This window comes from Sphingomonas sp. NY01, from assembly GCF_038809135.1.
Taxonomy (GTDB): Bacteria; Pseudomonadota; Alphaproteobacteria; order Sphingomonadales; family Sphingomonadaceae; genus Sphingomonas; species Sphingomonas carotinifaciens.
On sequence record NZ_CP101722.1, the window covers coordinates 2,936,930 to 2,953,846 of the forward strand.

Sequence of the window (16,917 nt, forward strand, 5' to 3'; positions counted from 1 at the left end):
CATGACCGCCGCTGCACCCGTCCGCCGTTCGCTCGCCGAAAGCCATCGCAGCGTCGCCATTCCCGAAGGCGCCTCCTTCTGGCGGCGCCTGTTCGCCTTTGCCGGTCCCGGTTATCTCGTCGCGGTCGGCTATATGGACCCGGGCAACTGGGCTACCGGCATCGCCGGCGGCTCGGCCTATGGCTATGCGCTGCTCTCGGTCATCCTGCTGTCCAACCTAATGGCGATGGTGTTGCAGGCCTTGTCGGCGCGGCTCGGCATCGCCGCCGGGCTCGATCTGGCCCAGGCGTGCCGGGCGCGATATTCCAAGGCCACCTCGCGCGTCCTGTGGCTGTTGTGCGAGATCGCGATCATCGCCTGCGATCTGGCCGAGGTGCTGGGCACCGCCATCGCGCTCAAGCTGCTGTTCGGCCTGCCGCTCACCTGGGGCGTCCTCATCACTGCGCTCGACGTGTTCGTCATCCTGGCGCTGCAACGCTTCGGCTTCCGTAAGCTGGAAGCGTTCATCGTCACCCTGTTGCTGGTGATCGCCGGCTGCTTCCTGTTCGAACTCTTCGCGTCGCACCCCGATCCGGCCGCGGTCGCCGCCGGCCTCGTGCCCACCACCCGCATCGTCACCGATCCCGCGATGCTCTATCTCGCCATCGGCATACTCGGCGCCACCGTGATGCCGCACAACCTGTACCTCCACTCCTCGGTCGTGCAGACGCGCGCATTCGGCGAGGACGACAAGGGCAAGCGCGAGGCGGTGCGCCTCGCCACCATCGACAGCACCGTGGCGCTGGGTTTCGCCTTTTTCATCAACGCCGCCATCCTGATTGTGTCGGCCGCGACCTTCCACATCGCCGGCCGCACCGACATCGCCGAGATCGACGAAGCCTATCGCCTGCTCGCCCCCATGCTGGGCGTGGGCGCCGCCAGCATCGTCTTTGCGGTGGCACTGCTCGCCTCGGGGCAGAATTCCACCGTCACCGGCACATTGGCCGGGCAGATCGTGATGGAGGGGTTCCTCGACCTGCGCATCCCCGGCTGGGCGCGCCGCCTGATCACCCGCGCGCTGGCCATCATCCCCGCGGTCTTGGTGGTGGGGGCGATGGGCGACGCCGGCGCGACCCGCCTGCTCGTCCTCAGCCAGGTGATCCTCAGCCTGCAACTGCCCTTCGCCGTCGTGCCCCTGGTCAAGTTCACCGGCGACCGCGCGATCATGGGCCGCTTCGCCAGCCCGATCTGGCTCCGCATCCTCGCCTGGACGATCGCCAGCGTCATCATCGTGCTCAACATCATGCTGCTCTGGGGCGCCGTCTTCGGCTGATCCGCCCCTCTCCCCGGTCCGTGCCTGCAATGGATGCGTGACATCGATCCGCACCGCACTAATCTGCCGTTTCCACCATCCTGAACGGGCCGTTCGTGACAGCATCCATCACCACCCTCCATGTCGACGATCCCCAGCCGCTCGCCGACGCGATTCTCGACACCCTGGTCCACCGCATCGGCAAGGACGCGCAGGCCGCGCGGACGCATGACTGGCTGGCCGCGACGATCCTCACCGTCCGCAACGAGATCATCGAGCGGTGGATGGCCTCCACCAAGGCGGCGCATGCCGCCGGTGCCAAGCGCGTTTATTATCTCAGCCTCGAATTCCTGATCGGCCGCCTGCTGCGCGATGCGCTGTCCAACCTCGGCGTCATGGAACAGGTATCCGCCGCGCTCCGCTCGCTCGGCGTCGACCTTGCAGAGATCGAGGAGATCGAGCCCGATGCCGCGCTCGGCAATGGCGGCCTCGGCCGGCTCGCCGCCTGCTTCATGGAAAGCCTCGCCAGCCTCGACGTGCCGGCCTACGGCTATGGCATCCGCTATGTGAACGGCATGTTCCGCCAGCGCATCGACGATGGCTGGCAGGTCGAACTGCCCGAAACCTGGCTCGCCCACGGCAACCCCTGGGAGTTCGAGCGCCGCGAGAGCGCCTATTTCGTCGGCTTCGGCGGCGAGGTCACCGGCACCGACGATGGCGCCGTCCATTGGAAGCCGCAGGAAGCGGTGGAGGCGGTCGCGGTCGACACCCCCGTGGTCGGCTGGCGCGGCAGGCGGGTCAACACGCTGCGCCTGTGGACCGCGCGCGCCTTTGATCCCATCCGCCTCGACCGCTTCAACGCCGGCGATTACCAGGGTGCGCTTGCCGGCCAGCTTGCCGCCGAAACGCTGGTCCGCGTCCTGTATCCGTCCGACAGTTCGCCCGCCGGTCAGGAATTGCGGCTGCGGCAGGAATATTTCTTCTCCTCCGCCTCCATCCAGGACATCGTCCGCCGCCACATCCAGTATTTCGGCAACATCCGCACGCTGGCCGACAAGGCCGCGATCCAGCTCAACGACACGCACCCGGCGGTCTCCGTCGCCGAGTTGATGCGGCTCCTGATCGACCATCACGACCTCGACTTCGACGAAGCGTGGGAGATCACCCGCGCCACCTTCGGCTATACCAACCACACGCTGCTGCCCGAGGCGCTGGAAAGTTGGCCGCTGCCGCTGTTCGAACGGCTGCTGCCGCGTCACATGCAGCTCGTCTATGCGATCAACGCCCGCCTGCTGCGCGAGGCGCGCAAGGTCGACGGCGTGGACGACCGCGCCATCGCCGCGATCAGCCTGATCGACGAGGGTGGCGAGCGGCGCGTGCGCATGGCCAACCTCGCCTTTGCCGGCAGCCACAGCGTCAACGGCGTCGCCGCGCTCCACACCGAACTGATGAAACAGACGGTGTTCGCCGACCTGCACCACCTGTTTCCCGATCGGATCAACAACAAGACCAACGGCATCACCCCGCGCCGCTGGCTCCAGCAATGCAACCCCGGTCTGACCGCGCTGATCCGCGAGGCGATCGGCCCCAAATTCCTCGACGACGCCGAGGCTTTGATCGATCTGGAAAAATTTGGGCAAGACGCTTCGTTTCGGGAGCGTTTCGCCAAGGTGAAGCGTTTGAATAAGGTGGCACTGTCTCAACACCTCAAGACCGACATGGGCCTCGCGATCGATCCGGACGCGCTGTTCGACGTCCAGATCAAGCGGATTCACGAATATAAGCGCCAGTTGCTCAACATCATCGAGACGGTGGCGCTCTACGACCAGATCCGCAGCCATCCCGAGCGTGACTGGGTGCCGCGGGTGAAGCTGTTCGCGGGCAAGGCGGCCTCCAGCTACCACAATGCCAAGCTGGTCATTAAGCTGGCCAACGACGTCGCGCGCCGGATCAATGCCGATCCGTCGGTCGGCCATCTGCTCAAGGTCGGCTTCGTGCCGAACTACAATGTCTCGCTCGCCGAGAAGATCATCCCTGCCGCCGATCTGTCCGAACAGATCTCGACCGCGGGCATGGAGGCGTCGGGCACCGGCAACATGAAGTTCGCGCTGAACGGTGCGCTCACCATCGGCACGCTCGACGGCGCCAATGTCGAGATCCGGGATCATGTCGGCGACGACCATATCGTCATCTTCGGCCTGACCGCGGACGAGGTCGCCGCCAAGCGCCGCGACGGCTATGATCCGCGCAGCGTGATCGAGGCGAGCCCGGAATTGCGCCAAGCCGTGTCCGCCATCGCCTCCGGCGTCTTCTCGCCCGACGATCCGAACCGTTATGCCGGGCTGATGGGCGGCCTGTATGACGGGGACTGGTTCATGGTCGCTGCCGATTTCGACGCCTATCACGCCGCGCAGCGCAGCGTGGACCGGCGTTGGGAGGACCGTGACGGCTGGGTGCGCTCGGCGATCCACAATGTCGCAAAGGTCGGCTGGTTTTCCTCGGACCGCACGATCCGTCAATATGCCTCGGACATCTGGAAGGTGATGTGAAACCACCCGCCACCGCCATTCAGGCGCTGATCGAAGGGCGCAACGCCGATCCCTTCGCGCTGCTCGGTCCCCATGCGGGGCCCGGCGGCACGTTCCTGCGCGCGCTCGTGCCCGGCGCGCAGGCGGTGGCGGTGTTCGACTTGGCCGGCGATCCGCTCGGCGACCTCGCCTGCGTCGATCCGAACGGCCTGTTCGAGGGGGTCGTCGACGGCGATCCGCAACCGGTGAAATACCGCGCGCAAGGCCACGGCGCCGAATGGTGGATCACCGATCCCTACAGCTTCGGCCCCGTCCTGGGGCCCATCGACGACCTGTTGATGGGAGAGGGCACGCACCGCCGCCTTTACGACAAGATGGGCGCGCACCTGATCGAGCATCAGGGCGCCCGTGGCGTCCATTTCGCCGTCTGGGCTCCCAATGCGGAACGCGTGTCGGTGGTCGGCGACTTCAACGACTGGAACGGCGCCCGCCACGTCATGCGTCGCCGCAACGATGTGGGCGTGTGGGAAATCTTCCTGCCCGACATCGGCGCCGGCCGCGCCTACAAGTTCGAGATCGTCGGCCCCGGCGGCACCCGCCAGCCGCAAAAGGCCGATCCCTTCGCCTTTGCCGCAGAACTCCGCCCGCACACCGCCTCGATCACCACCGCGCCCTTGTCGCATGAATGGCAGGACGACGCCCACCGCGCCGCCTGGGCCCAGGTCGATCCCCGCCGCGTGCCGATGAGCATCTACGAGGTGCACGCAGGCTCCTGGGACCGCGACGAAAATGGCTGGTATCTCACCTGGGATGCGCTTGCCGACAAGCTGATCCCCTATGTGGTCGAGATGGGTTTCACCCATATCGAATTCCTGCCGATCAGCGAGCATCCGTACGACCCCAGCTGGGGCTATCAGACCACCGGCCTCTACGCGCCCTCCGCCCGGTTCGGCGACCATGAGGGGTTCGCCCGCTTCGTCGACGGCGCGCATCAGGCGGGCATCGGCGTGCTGCTCGACTGGGTGCCCGCGCACTTCCCCACCGACGCGCACGGCCTGTCGCATTTCGACGGCACCGCGCTCTACGAGCATGAGGACCCGCGCCAGGGCTTCCACCCCGACTGGAACACCGCGATCTACAATTTCGGCCGGCGCGAGGTGGCGAGCTACCTCGTCAACAACGCGCTGTTCTGGCCGGAACGCTATCATGTCGACGGCCTGCGCGTCGATGCGGTCGCCTCGATGCTGTACCGCGATTATTCGCGCAAGGCCGGCGAATGGGTGCCCAACGAACAGGGCGGCCGCGAGAATTGGGAAGCGGTGGAGTTCCTGCGCGACGTCAATCGAGAGGTGTACGGCCAGCATCCCGGCGTGTTCACCATCGCCGAGGAATCGACCGCATGGCCGGGCGTCTCCGCCCCCGCCTATGCCGGCGGCCTCGGCTTCGGGTTCAAGTGGAACATGGGCTTCATGCACGATACGCTGAAGTACATGGCGCTGGAGCCGATCCACCGCCGCCACCATCACGGGTCGATCCTGTTCGGCCTCCACTACGCCTTTGACGAGAATTTCGTCCTGCCGCTCAGCCATGACGAGGTCGTCCATGGCAAGGGATCGCTGCTCACCAAGATGGCGGGTGACGACTGGCAGAAATTCGCGAACCTGCGCGCCTATTACGCCTTCATGTGGGGCTATCCCGGCAAGAAGCTGTTGTTCATGGGCCAGGAATTCGCCCAGCGCGAGGAATGGTCGGAGGAGCGCGCTCTCGACTGGCATCTGAGGTGCAGCCACGCGCACGAGGGCGTGCGCAATCTGGTGCGCGACCTCAACCGCCTTTACCGCGACACGCCCGCGCTCCATGCCCGCGATTGTGAGCCGGAGGGGTTCGAGTGGCTGGTGTCGGACGATGCGGACCAGTCGGTCTTCGCCTGGCTGCGCAAGGCGCCCGGCGCCGCGCCCGTGGCGATCATCGCCAACATGACGCCGGTGGCCCGCGCGCCCTACCGCGTGCCGCTGCCCGTGGACGGACACTGGCGCGAGATCATCAATTCGGATGCCCATCACTATTGGGGGTCGGGGCTCGGCAATCTTGGCGGGGTGGAGGCGAAAGACGGCGCCGCCTGGGTCACGCTGCCGCCGCTCGCCACGGTGATGCTGCAGTTGGAAACGGACAAGGACGCGCAGTGAAGCCAAACGGCATCACCGCGCGTTGCAAAAAGAGGTTGAGGGGAGAAGACGGATGGATTTGAGGCGCGGACAACCACTGGCACGCGATGCGATGGCCTATGTTCTCGCCGGCGGCCGTGGCAGCCGCCTGATGGAGCTGACCGATACGCGCGCCAAGCCGGCGGTGTATTTCGGTGGCAAGGCGCGGATCATCGATTTCGCGCTGTCGAACGCGATCAATTCGGGCATCCGCCGCATCGGCGTCGCCACGCAGTACAAGGCGCATTCGCTGATCCGCCATCTGCAGCGCGGCTGGAACTTCCTGCGTGACGAACGCAACGAAAGCTTCGACATCCTGCCCGCCTCGCAGCGGATCAGCGAGTTCCAATGGTATGAGGGCACCGCCGACGCGGTGTACCAGAATATCGACATCATCGAGAGCTACGCCCCCGAATTCATGGTCATCCTGGCAGGCGATCACGTCTACAAGATGGACTATGAACTGATGCTCCAGCAGCATTGCGACAGCGGTGCCGACGTCACCGTCGCCTGTCTGGAGGTGCCGCGGATGGAGGCGGTCGCCTTCGGCGTGATGCATGTCGACGAAAGCGACCGGATCATCGATTTCGTCGAAAAGCCCGCCGATCCGCCCGCCATTCCCGGCAATCCGGACATCGCGCTGGCCTCGCTCGGCATCTATGTCTTCTCGACGCGCTTCCTGTTCGAACAGCTTCGCCGCGACGCCGACACCCCCGGCTCTTCCCGCGACTTCGGCAAGGACATCATTCCCTACCTCGTGCAGCACGGCAAGGCGCAGGCGCACCGCTACTCCGCCTCCTGCGTCCGCTCCAGCGGCGAACCCGGCGCCTACTGGCGCGACGTCGGCACCGTCGACGCCTATTGGGAAGCCAATATCGACCTTACCGATGTCGTCCCCCAACTTGACCTCTACGACCGTAGCTGGCCGCTCTGGACCTATTCGGAGATCACGCCGCCGGCCAAGTTCGTACACGACATCGACGGGCGTCGCGGCTCCGCGGTCGCCAGCCTCGTCGCCGGCGACTGCATCATCTCGGGCGCCTCGATCCACCGGTCGCTGCTGTCCACCGGCGTGCGGGCACACAGCTTCGCCATGCTGGACGAGGCGGTGGTGCTGCCCCAGGTCCATGTCGGCCGTGGCTCGCGGCTGCGCCGGGTGATCGTCGATCGCGGCGTGCATATCCCCGACGGCCTCGTCGTCGGCGACGATCCCGTCCTGGACGCACAGCGTTTCCGCCGCACGGAAAAGGGCGTGTGCCTCATCACCCAGCCGATGATCGACCGTCTGGGCGGATGACCACCACCGTCCTGTCCGTCGCCTCGGAGGCGTATCCGCTCGTCAAGACCGGGGGGCTCGCCGATGTCGTCGGCGCGCTCCCCGCCGCGCTTGCCGCGCACGGCGTGCAGGTGACCACGCTGATCCCCGGCTTCCCCGCGGTCGCGCGCGCAATCGACGGGGCGGAGGCGGTGCATCACTGGCCCGATCTGCTTGGCGCGCAGGCATGGCTGCGGCGTGGCGAGATCGACGGCCACCCCCTGCTCGTCCTCGACGCGCCCGAATTCTTCATGCGCGAAGGGCCGCTCTACACCGATATCGGTGGCAAGGACTGGCCCGACAACTGGCGCCGTTTCGCCGCCCTCGGCCGCGCCGCCGCCGATCTCGCCTCGGGCGCGGTCCCCGGCTTCCGTTTCGACATCCTGCACGCGCATGACTGGCAGGCGGCGATGGGCCCGGCCTATCTGCGCCTCGCGCCTACCGGCACGGACACCGCCAGAAGCGTGATGACCGTGCACAACATCGCGTTCCAGGGCGCGTTCGACGCCTCGATCTTCTTCGAACTCGGCCTGCCGCATGGCAGCTTCTCGCTGGGTGGCGTCGAATATTACGGCCAGGTCGGCTTTCTGAAGGGCGGACTCGAATCCGCCGATGCCATCACCACGGTCAGCCCGACCTATGCGCAGGAAATCCACGGCCCCGATTTCGGCATGGGGCTCGACGGCCTGATCCGCTCGCGCGTCGGACGCGTCCACGGCATCGTCAACGGCATCGACCCTGCGGTGTGGAACCCGGCGAACGACACCGCGCTTGCCCAGCGCTTCACCGCCGACACGCTCGACACCCGCATCGCCAACAAGCGCGCGGTGGAGGCGGCGTTCGACCTCGAACCCGGCGAAGGTCCCATCTTCACCGTGGTCAGCCGCCTGACCTGGCAAAAGGGCATGGACGTGCTCGCCTGGGTGCTCGACGATCTCGTCGCCACCGGCGCGCGGCTCGCCCTGCTCGGCTCGGGCGATGCCGGGCTGGAACGCGCCTTCCGCGACGCGGCCGTTCGCCACCCGGGCCGCATCGGCGTGCGCATCGGCTATGACGAGGCCTTGTCCCACCTGTTGCAGGGTGGCGCCGACGCCATCCTGATCCCGTCGCGCTTCGAACCTTGCGGCCTGACCCAGCTCTACGGCCTCGCCTATGGCTGCGTCCCCGTCGTCGCGCGCACCGGCGGACTGGCCGACACGGTGATCGACGCGAACGAGGCGGCGTTGTCCGCCGGCGTGGCGACGGGCATCCAGTTCGCCGGCGTTTCGACGGAGTCCCTCAAACGCGCGCTGCACCGCACAACGGCGCTCTATGCGGACGCCCAGGCGTGGCGCATGATGCAGTTGAACGGGATGGCCGCCGATTTCTCATGGGATCACAGCGGCCTGCGTTACGCCGACCTTTATCGATCGCTTTTGGGGGACTGATGACCACCACCGTTTCGACCACGCCCTATGACGACCAGAAGCCCGGCACGTCCGGCCTGCGCAAAAAGGTCCGGGTGTTCCAGCAGCCGCATTATGCGGAGAATTTCGTCCAGTCCGTGTTCGATTCGATCGACGGCAAGGATGGCGCGACGCTGGTCATCGGCGGTGACGGCCGCTTCCTCAACCGCGAGGTGATTCAGGTTGCGATCCGCATGGCCGCCGCCAACGGCTTCGCCCGCGTCGTCGTCGGCCAGGGCGGCATCCTGTCCACCCCCGCCGCCAGCAACCTGATCCGCCAGCGCCAGGCGCTGGGCGGCCTCGTCCTCTCCGCCAGCCACAATCCCGGCGGGCCGGACGAAGATTTCGGCATCAAGTACAATATCGGCAATGGCGGCCCGGCGCCCGAAAAGGTGACGGAGGCGATCCACGCCCGCACGAAGACGATCGACCGCTATCTGATCGTGCAGGGCGACGACATCGACCTCGATACGCTCGGCGAGGTGCAGGTCGGCGACCTGACCGTCGAGGTGGTCGATCCCGTCACCGATTACGCCGCCCTGATGGAAACGCTGTTCGATTTCGACGCGATCCGGGGTGCGGGCCTCACCATGGCATTCGACGCGATGAGCGCGGTCACCGGCCCCTACGCCACCGAAATCCTCGAAAACCGCCTTGGATTCGCGCGTGGTACCGTGCGCAACGGCACGCCGCTTCCCGATTTCGGCGGCCACCACCCCGACCCCAACCTCGTCCACGCCCGCGAACTCTACGACCACATGATGGGCAAGGGCGCGCCTGATTTCGGCGCCGCCTCCGACGGCGACGGCGACCGCAACCTCATCATCGGCCGGGGCCGCTTCGTCACCCCGTCGGACAGCCTCGCGATGCTCGCAGCCAACGCGCATCTCGCCCCTGGCTATGCCGGCGGGTTGAAGGGCATCGCCCGCTCGATGCCGACCAGCGCCGCCGCCGACCGCGTCGCCGAGAAGCTCGGCATCCCCGCCTTCGAGACGCCCACCGGCTGGAAGTTCTTCGGCAATCTGCTCGATGCCGGCATGGCGACGATCTGTGGCGAGGAAAGTGCCGGCACCGGCTCCGACCATGTCCGCGAAAAGGACGGGCTGTGGGCGGTGCTGCTCTGGCTCAACATCCTTGCCGCGACGGGCAAGTCGGTCGACGACATCGCCCGCGATCACTGGGCGACCTATGGCCGCAACTATTACGCCCGCCACGATTATGAAGGCGTGGAGAGCGAACGCGCCGATGCGCTGATGGCCGAATTGCGCGGCAAGCTCGCCTCGCTCCCCGGCACCCGCTTCGGCGACCTGACCGTCGAGGCGGCGGACGACTTCGCCTATACCGACCCCACCGACCAGTCGGTCAGCCGCAACCAGGGTGTCCGCATCCTGTTCGAAGGCGGCAGCCGCGTCGTCTTCCGCCTGTCGGGCACCGGCACCAGCGGCGCCACGCTGCGCGTCTATCTCGAACGCTACTCGGCGGACGAACTGGACCGCGAAACCCCCGACATGCTCGCCGACATCATCACCGCGGCGGACGATATCGCCGGCATCACCCGCCACACCGGCCGCACCGAACCCGACGTCATAACCTGACCCCTGATCTCCTCTCCCCTCCGGGGAGCATCAAGGAAATAGCGCCCTGCGCTATTTAGTCCATGCCGGGGGCATGGACGACTTGATGCTGAAGGGGCCCACTGCCAAAGGCAGCGGGAAGGTGAGGGGCCGCCACGAAGCGCAACACTGCTTGACCCCCCTCATCCCCCCGGGAAAGCAAATGCAACACACCTTTCACCTTCACAGCACCGCCGAGCAAATCGACCTCTGCCTCTTCACCGGCAAGCAGGAGACCCGCCACCCCCTCACCCGCACCGGCGAGGCCACATGGTCCATCACCCTCGACCTGCCGGAGGGCCAACGCTACGCCTACCGCGCCCACGGCCCCTACGACCCCGCGAACAACCAGTGGTTCGACCCCGCCAAACTCCTGGTCGACCCGCGCGCACGCGAATTAGACGCCCCCTTCACCTACTCCCCCCGCCTCTCCACATACGGCGAGGACACCGCCGATATCGTCCCCAGGGCGATCCTGACGCCGCCCCTCACCACCCCGCCCCCACCCCGCCTGTTCCAGCCCGGCGGCTTGATCTACGAACTGAACGTCCGCGGCTTCACCATGCGCCACCCGGACGTGCCCCCCGAACAGCGCGGCACCCTCGCCGCACTCGCCCACCCCGCGATCATCGCCCATCTGCAAAAACTCGGCGTCGCCGCAGTCGAACTCATGCCGATCACCGCCTGGATCGACGAGCGGCACCTGCCCCCCCTCGGTCTCACCAACGCCTGGGGCTACAACCCCGTGGTGCCGATGGCGCTCGACCCACGCCTCGTCCCCGGCGGCGTCGCCGAACTGGTCGCCACGGTCGCCGCACTGCGCGACGCAGAGATCGGCACCATCCTCGATCTCGTCTTCAACCACACCGGCGAGAGCGACATCCACGGCCCCACCCTCTCCTTCCGCGGCTATGATCCCCAGGCTTACGCCACCACACCGGACGGCACGCTGATCAACGACACCGGCACCGGCAACACCCTCGCCACCGCCCGCCCGCACATCCGCGCGCTGATCCTCGACACCCTCCGCCACTTCGCCCGCGCCGGGGTCGACGGCTTCCGCTTCGATCTCGCCCCCATCCTCGCCCGCGACCCCGGCTTCGACCCCCAGGCGCCCCTCTTCACCGACCTCGCCGCCGATCCCCACCTCGCCTCCCGCCTCATGATCGCCGAACCCTGGGACATCGGCCCGGGCGGCTATCAACTTGGCCAGTTTCCAGACACATGGCTCGAATGGAACGACCGCTACCGCGACGACGTTCGCCGCTTCTGGCGCGGTGACGGCGCCGCCGGCATGCTTGCCACCCGTGTCGCCGGCTCATCCGACCTCTTCTCCGGCGCCGCCACCCGCTCCGTCAACTTCCTCGCCGCGCATGACGGCTTCACCCTCGCCGATACGCTCGCCCACGCCCACCGCCACAACCACGCCAATGGCGAACGCAATCGCGACGGCCATGCCGACGAAATCGCCTGGAACCACGGCACCGAGGGCGCGACGGACGACCCCGCCATCCGCGCCTCCCGCGACGCCTCCGCACGCGCCCTGCTCGCCACCCTCTTCGCCTCCAAGGGCACCCCCATGCTCACCGCGGGCGACGAATTCTCTCGCAGCCAGCATGGCAACAACAATGCCTACGCCCAGGACAACGCCACGACGTGGATCGACTGGACGGCCCGGGACACCGATCTTGAGGCGTTCGTCATCGCGCTCTCCGCCTTCCGCCGCGGCACGCCGCTCGCCGATCCCGCATGGCTGGCGGCGGCCGATTGGCGCGACCTGTCGGACCGACCGATGACGCCAGAGCGTTGGGCCGATGCACAAGGCTTCGTCCTGCGCCTCCCGATGGCGACGGAAACGCTCGTCCTGCGCATCGATCGACCGAATGCCCGCGTGACGCTGTCGCGCGCCACCCTGCTGGAGAGCCGCCCTTGAAGACCCGCCTCGCCCTGCTGCCGCTCACCCTGATCGCGCTGGCCGCCACCCCGCTGTCGCCGGCCCAGCGCTACGGCGCGCTCTATCGTGACGTGCAGATGGCGCAGCTTTTCCCCGACTCCAAGACCTTTGCCGATGCCGAGCCCCGCCGCGGCGACCGCGCGATCCTCGCCGCCTACCGCCTCTGCGACTGCGCCACCGACAAGGCGAAGCTGCGCGCCTTCGTCCTCGCCAACTTCACCCTGCCGATCACCCCCAGCGGCACCACCCAGCAACGCCTGCCCATCGCGCAGCACATCGACCGGCTCTGGCCGCAACTCACCCGCGTCACCACCAGGGTTGCGCCCGGCTCGTCCGCGCTGACGCTGCCGCACCGCTATGTCGTGCCCGGCGGACGCTTCCGCGAAATGTATTACTGGGACAGCTGGTTCTCGATGCTCGGCCTGCCGCTGGCCGGGCGTCAGGATCTGGTCGAGGATCAGGTGCGCAATTTCGGCAGCCTGATCGACCGCTACGGCCATATCCCCAACGGCACCCGCACCTATTATCTCAGCCGCTCGCAGCCACCCGTCTTCTACCTGATCCAGGCGATGTCGAGGGATGCGAAGACGCTGGCGACCCGCACCCGTCAGCTGCGCGCCGAACACGCCTATTGGATGGCCGGCACCGATCGGCTGAGGCCCGGCGAGCAGCATGCCCGCGCCGTGCGCCTCTCCGATGGCACGCTCCTCAACCGCTATTGGGACGACCGCGCCGATCCGCGCGACGAAAGCTACCGCGAGGATGCCGAACTGGCCGCCGCCACCCCGAACCGTGACGCCGGGCAGCTCTACCGCGATCTGCGCGCGGCGGCGGAAAGCGGCTGGGACTTTTCCTCGCGCTGGCTGGCCGACGGTCGCACCCTTGCCACCATCCGCACCACGCGGCTGGCGCCCGTCGACCTCAACAGCCTGATGCTGGGGATGGAGCGCACCATCGCCGACAATTGCCGCGTCCTGCGCGACACCGCCTGCACCACCGACTTCGCCGCCCGCGCCACTGCGCGCGAGGCTGCGATCCGGCGGCTGATGTGGAACCCGAACGGCTATTTCGCCGATTATGATCTCGACACCGGTCGCCCGGCCGACGCCCGCACGGCCGCCATGGCCTTTCCGCTGTTCGTCGGCGCGGCCAGCCCGGACCAGGCGACCGCCACCGCCCAGGCACTCGCACCCTTTATCGGTCAGGGGGGCCTGCGTACCACGCTGACCGCCAGCGGCCAGCAATGGGACGACCCGAATGGCTGGGCACCGCTGCAATGGATCGCGATCCAGGGCCTGCGCCGCTACGGCCACGCCACCCCCGCCGACCGGATCAAGGCGGCATGGCTCGCCTCGGTGCAGCGCGAATATGCATCGAGCGGCAAGCTGCTGGAAAAATATGACGTTCGCGAACGTCGCCCCGGCGGCGGCGGCGAATATCCCAATCAGGACGGCTTCGGCTGGACCAACGGCGTCACCCGCGCTCTGCTGGCGGAGCGCTGACGCCCCGCTAGGGTTGCATCAGCCCATGGCCCATCAGGTTGTGATCCAGATGGTTCATGATCCACAGCGATCCGATCAGCACCAGCCCGACGATCAACACGCCGAACGCCAGCGCCAGCACGTTGTTCGTATTGTCGGGCCCCGTCGTGATGTGCAGGAAGAAGACGAGGTGCACCCCCATCTGGCCGATCGCCAGCGCGACCAGCGCGACGGGAATGCCCGGCCCCCATACCAGGTCGCTCGTCGCCACGTAGAAGCTCGCCGCAGTCAGCATCGCCGCCAGTCCGAAACCGATCGCATAGCTGCGCAGCGCCGCAGGGATGTCATGCTCGGCGGACCGGCTGCCGGGCGCCTTGTCGTCCTGCGGGGTTTCGTCCAGCCCACCGCTGCCGCTGTCCTGGGTGCGGGTGTTGCTCATCCGTGCGTTCCCATCAGATAGACCATGGTGAACAGCGCGACCCAGACGATGTCCAGCGCATGCCAGAACAGGCTGAAGCACATCATCCGCCGCGCGATATCCTCGCGAAATCCTTTGGCCCAGACCTGCGCCATCATCGTCGTCAGCCACAACAGGCCTAGCGTAACGTGCACGCCGTGGCACCCGACCAGCGCAAAGAAGGCGGACAGGAAAGCGCTGCGCGACGGCCCATGCCCTTCCCCGATCAGGTGCAGGAACTCATAGGCCTCCAGGCAGAGGAAACCGAACCCGAACAGCGCGGTCGCGGCCATCGCGACCTGGAACCAGCGCCGGCTCTCCGCCAGCATCGCGATGCCCGCCAGCCCGCAGGTGAAGCTGGAGGCGAGCAGCAGCGCCGTCTCGGCGGCGACCAGCGGCACCTCGAAGATGTCGCGCCCGGTCGGCCCGCCCGCCGTCTCGCCGACCAGCACCGCATAGGCCGCGAAGAAGCCGGAAAACATGATGAAGTCCGACAGCAGGAAGATCCAGAAGCCGTAGGACACCACGATCCGCTTGGGCGCGGGGCCCCGCTCGCTCGCCGGGCGCTCGCCATGCCCCAGCTTGTGCGGGTCGCCATGCCGGCTGGCGTCGGCCGCGCCGCTCATGTCGCGGCCTCTTCGGGCAGGTCCAACAGCGTCGCCTTGCCCTGGCGCCGCGCATCGTCCTGCTGCTTCACCTCGTCGGCAGAGATCACATATTCGGGCTCGTCCCGCCATGCGAAGACGACAAAGGTCGCCCATGCCCCCAGGAAGCCGGCGATCACCATCCACCAGATGTGCCAGATCAGCGCAAAGCCCATCGCGGTGGCGAACACGGCGCATATGATGCCGGTCGGCGAGTTGCGCGGCATCTCGATCGGCTCATAGTCGGGCCGCTCGCTCAACACCTTCTTCTCGCGCGCCTTGGACTTCAGCTCCCAATAGGCATCCTCGCCCGTCACATCGGGCAATGCGGCGAAGTTGAAGGTCGGCGGCGGCGAGGCGGTGATCCATTCCAGCGTCCGCCCGTCCCAGGGGTCGCCGCTTTCGTCGATCAGCCGCTTGCGATCGCGGATCGAGACATAGAGCATCATCACCTGACACGCGATGCCGCCCGCGATCAGCAGCGCACCCGCGCCCGCCGCGATCAGCCAGGGTTGCCATTCGGGTACGTCGTAATGCTGCATCCGCCGCGTCATGCCCATCAGCCCCAGTACGTAGAGCGGCATGAAGGCGAGGTAGAAACCCGACAGCCACAACCAGAACGCCCGCTTGCCCCAGCGTTCGTCGAGCATGAAGCCGAACATCTTGGGAAACCAGTAGGTGAAGCCGGCAAAGGCACCGAACAGCACGCCGCCGATGATGACGTTGTGGAAGTGCGCGACCAGGAACAGCGAGTTGTGCAGCACGAAATCGGCCGGCGGGATCGCCAGCAGCACGCCCGTCATTCCGCCGATGGCAAAGGTGACGATGAACCCGATCGACCACAGCATCATCGAGGTGAAGCGGATGCGCCCGCCATACATGGTGAACAGCCAGTTGAAGACCTTCACCCCCGTCGGCACCGCGATGATCATCGTCGTCACGCCGAAGAAGCCGTTGACGTCCGCCCCTGCCCCCATGGTGAAGAAATGGTGCAGCCACACCATGAACGACAGGATGCAGATCACCATGGTGGCGATCACCATCGACCGGTATCCGAACAGGGGCTTGCCCGAAAAGGTCGAGACCACCTCGGAAAACACCCCGAACGCGGGCAGGATCAGGATATAGACCTCCGGATGCCCCCAGGCCCAGATCAGGTTCACGAACATCATCTGGTTGCCGCCCAGTTCGTTCGTGAAGAAGTGGAACCCCAGATACCGGTCGAGGATCAGCATCGCCAGCGTCGCGGTCAGGATCGGGAAGGCCGCCACGATCAACAGGTTGGACGCCAGCGACGTCCAGCAGAACATCGGCATGCGCGTATAGCCCATGCCCGGCGCGCGCATCTTCAGGATGGTGGTGACCAGATTCACCCCCGACAGCAGCGTGCCGACGCCCGATATCTGCAGCGACCACAGATAATAATCGACGCCGACACCGGGGGAGAAGCGCAGTTCGGACAGCGGTGGATAGACCAGCCACCCCGTCTTGGCGAACTCGCCGATGACGAGGCTCAGGTTCAGCAGCAGCGCCCCGCTCGCCGTCAGCCAGAAGCTGACCGAATTGAGCGTCGGGAACGCCACGTCGCGCACGCCCAGTTGCAGCGGCACCGCAAAGTTCATCAGCCCGATCATGAACGGCATCGCCACGAAGAAGATCATGATCGTGCCGTGCGCGGAGAATATCTGGTCGTAATGCTCGGGCGGCAGATACCCGCCATTCCCTTGCGCGATCGCCTGTTGCGAACGCATCAGCAGCGCGTCCGAAAAGCCGCGCAGCAGCATCACGCCGGCCAGCAGGCAATACATCACCCCGATCCGCTTGTGATCGACCGAGGTGATCCATTCGCGCCACAGATAGGGGAAGTGCCCGGCGCGCCACGTCCAGATCAGCAGCGCCAAGATGCCCGTCACCGCCACGCCGAACGCGATCAGCGGCATCGGCTCGTGAAACGGGATCGCGTCCCAGCCCAGCTTGCCGAGCAC

Annotated in this window: 11 protein-coding genes; 8 read left to right on the forward strand and 3 right to left on the reverse strand. The window is 66.8% G+C overall.

The features are described from left to right. Nucleotide 1: 1 nt before the first annotated feature. The 8 genes from NPJ82_RS14265 (at nucleotide 2) to treA (ending at nucleotide 13,852) form a co-directional block, all read left to right on the forward strand. Complete coding sequence (locus NPJ82_RS14265) at nucleotides 2-1,312, forward strand: Nramp family divalent metal transporter (protein ID WP_267351655.1); 1,311 nt, start codon at nucleotides 2-4, stop codon at nucleotides 1,310-1,312. A 95-nt stretch (nucleotides 1,313-1,407) separates the two neighbouring features. Next, on the forward strand, nucleotides 1,408-3,840 hold the full coding sequence (locus tag NPJ82_RS14270) for a glycogen/starch/alpha-glucan phosphorylase (protein ID WP_342657748.1): 2,433 nt from the start codon (nucleotides 1,408-1,410) through the stop codon (nucleotides 3,838-3,840). After that, nucleotides 3,837-6,005: a 1,4-alpha-glucan branching protein GlgB gene (gene glgB, locus NPJ82_RS14275; protein WP_149681107.1), complete on the forward strand. Its 2,169-nt coding sequence runs from the start codon at nucleotides 3,837-3,839 to the stop codon at nucleotides 6,003-6,005. The genes NPJ82_RS14270 and glgB overlap by 4 nt, the downstream gene beginning before the upstream one ends. A 91-nt stretch (nucleotides 6,006-6,096) precedes the next feature. Beyond that, entirely contained in the window at nucleotides 6,097-7,320 is a 1,224-nt protein-coding gene (gene glgC / locus NPJ82_RS14280) for a glucose-1-phosphate adenylyltransferase (RefSeq protein WP_240313405.1), read from the forward strand. Beyond that, on the forward strand, nucleotides 7,317-8,765 hold the full coding sequence (gene glgA / locus NPJ82_RS14285) for a glycogen synthase GlgA (protein ID WP_342657749.1): 1,449 nt from the start codon (nucleotides 7,317-7,319) through the stop codon (nucleotides 8,763-8,765). The genes glgC and glgA overlap by 4 nt, the downstream gene beginning before the upstream one ends. Beyond that, nucleotides 8,765-10,378, forward strand: coding sequence for an alpha-D-glucose phosphate-specific phosphoglucomutase (locus NPJ82_RS14290; protein ID WP_342657750.1), 1,614 nt, complete (start codon nucleotides 8,765-8,767; stop codon nucleotides 10,376-10,378). Before glgA ends, NPJ82_RS14290 begins: the two co-directional genes overlap by 1 nt. 181 nt (nucleotides 10,379-10,559) lie before the next feature. After that, the gene (gene glgX, locus NPJ82_RS14295) at nucleotides 10,560-12,329 is read left to right on the forward strand and encodes a glycogen debranching protein GlgX (RefSeq protein ID WP_342657751.1); all 1,770 of its coding nucleotides are present in this window, start codon (nucleotides 10,560-10,562) and stop codon (nucleotides 12,327-12,329) included. Further along, nucleotides 12,326-13,852, forward strand: coding sequence for an alpha,alpha-trehalase TreA (treA, locus tag NPJ82_RS14300; protein WP_342657752.1), 1,527 nt, complete (start codon nucleotides 12,326-12,328; stop codon nucleotides 13,850-13,852). The genes glgX and treA overlap by 4 nt, the downstream gene beginning before the upstream one ends. 7 nt (nucleotides 13,853-13,859) lie before the next feature. On the opposite strand, the gene cyoD is transcribed toward treA, so the two are convergent. The 3 genes from cyoD to cyoB are packed head-to-tail and all read right to left on the reverse strand — an operon-like array spanning nucleotide 13,860 to nucleotide 16,872. Then, nucleotides 13,860-14,270, reverse strand: coding sequence for a cytochrome o ubiquinol oxidase subunit IV (gene cyoD / locus NPJ82_RS14305; RefSeq protein WP_342657753.1), 411 nt, complete (start codon nucleotides 14,268-14,270; stop codon nucleotides 13,860-13,862). Further along, a complete protein-coding gene (locus NPJ82_RS14310) occupies nucleotides 14,267-14,914 on the reverse strand; it encodes a cytochrome (ubi)quinol oxidase subunit III (RefSeq protein ID WP_112381415.1) in 648 nt (215 codons plus the stop codon). Before NPJ82_RS14310 ends, cyoD begins: the two co-directional genes overlap by 4 nt. After that, the gene (gene cyoB / locus NPJ82_RS14315) at nucleotides 14,911-16,872 is read right to left on the reverse strand and encodes a cytochrome o ubiquinol oxidase subunit I (protein WP_235903888.1); all 1,962 of its coding nucleotides are present in this window, start codon (nucleotides 16,870-16,872) and stop codon (nucleotides 14,911-14,913) included. The genes NPJ82_RS14310 and cyoB overlap by 4 nt, the downstream gene beginning before the upstream one ends. Between the last annotated feature and the right edge of the window lie 45 nt (nucleotides 16,873-16,917).

Bases quoted from the DNA above. Each gene is read 5' to 3' on its own strand.
- NPJ82_RS14310 (WP_112381415.1), bottom strand. From the start codon at position 14,914: ATGAGCGGCGCGGCCGACGCCAGCCGGCATGGCGACCCGCACAAGCTG.
- glgA (WP_342657749.1), top strand. From the start codon at position 7,317: ATGACCACCACCGTCCTGTCCGTCGCCTCGGAGGCGTATCCGCTCGTC.
- NPJ82_RS14290 (WP_342657750.1), top strand. From the start codon at position 8,765: ATGACCACCACCGTTTCGACCACGCCCTATGACGACCAGAAGCCCGGC.
- glgX (WP_342657751.1), top strand. From the start codon at position 10,560: ATGCAACACACCTTTCACCTTCACAGCACCGCCGAGCAAATCGACCTC.
- cyoB (WP_235903888.1), bottom strand. From the start codon at position 16,872: ATGCCGCTGATCGCGTTCGGCGTGGCGGTGACGGGCATCTTGGCGCTG.
- glgC (WP_240313405.1), top strand. From the start codon at position 6,097: ATGGCCTATGTTCTCGCCGGCGGCCGTGGCAGCCGCCTGATGGAGCTG.
- cyoD (WP_342657753.1), bottom strand. From the start codon at position 14,270: ATGAGCAACACCCGCACCCAGGACAGCGGCAGCGGTGGGCTGGACGAA.
- NPJ82_RS14265 (WP_267351655.1), top strand. From the start codon at position 2: ATGACCGCCGCTGCACCCGTCCGCCGTTCGCTCGCCGAAAGCCATCGC.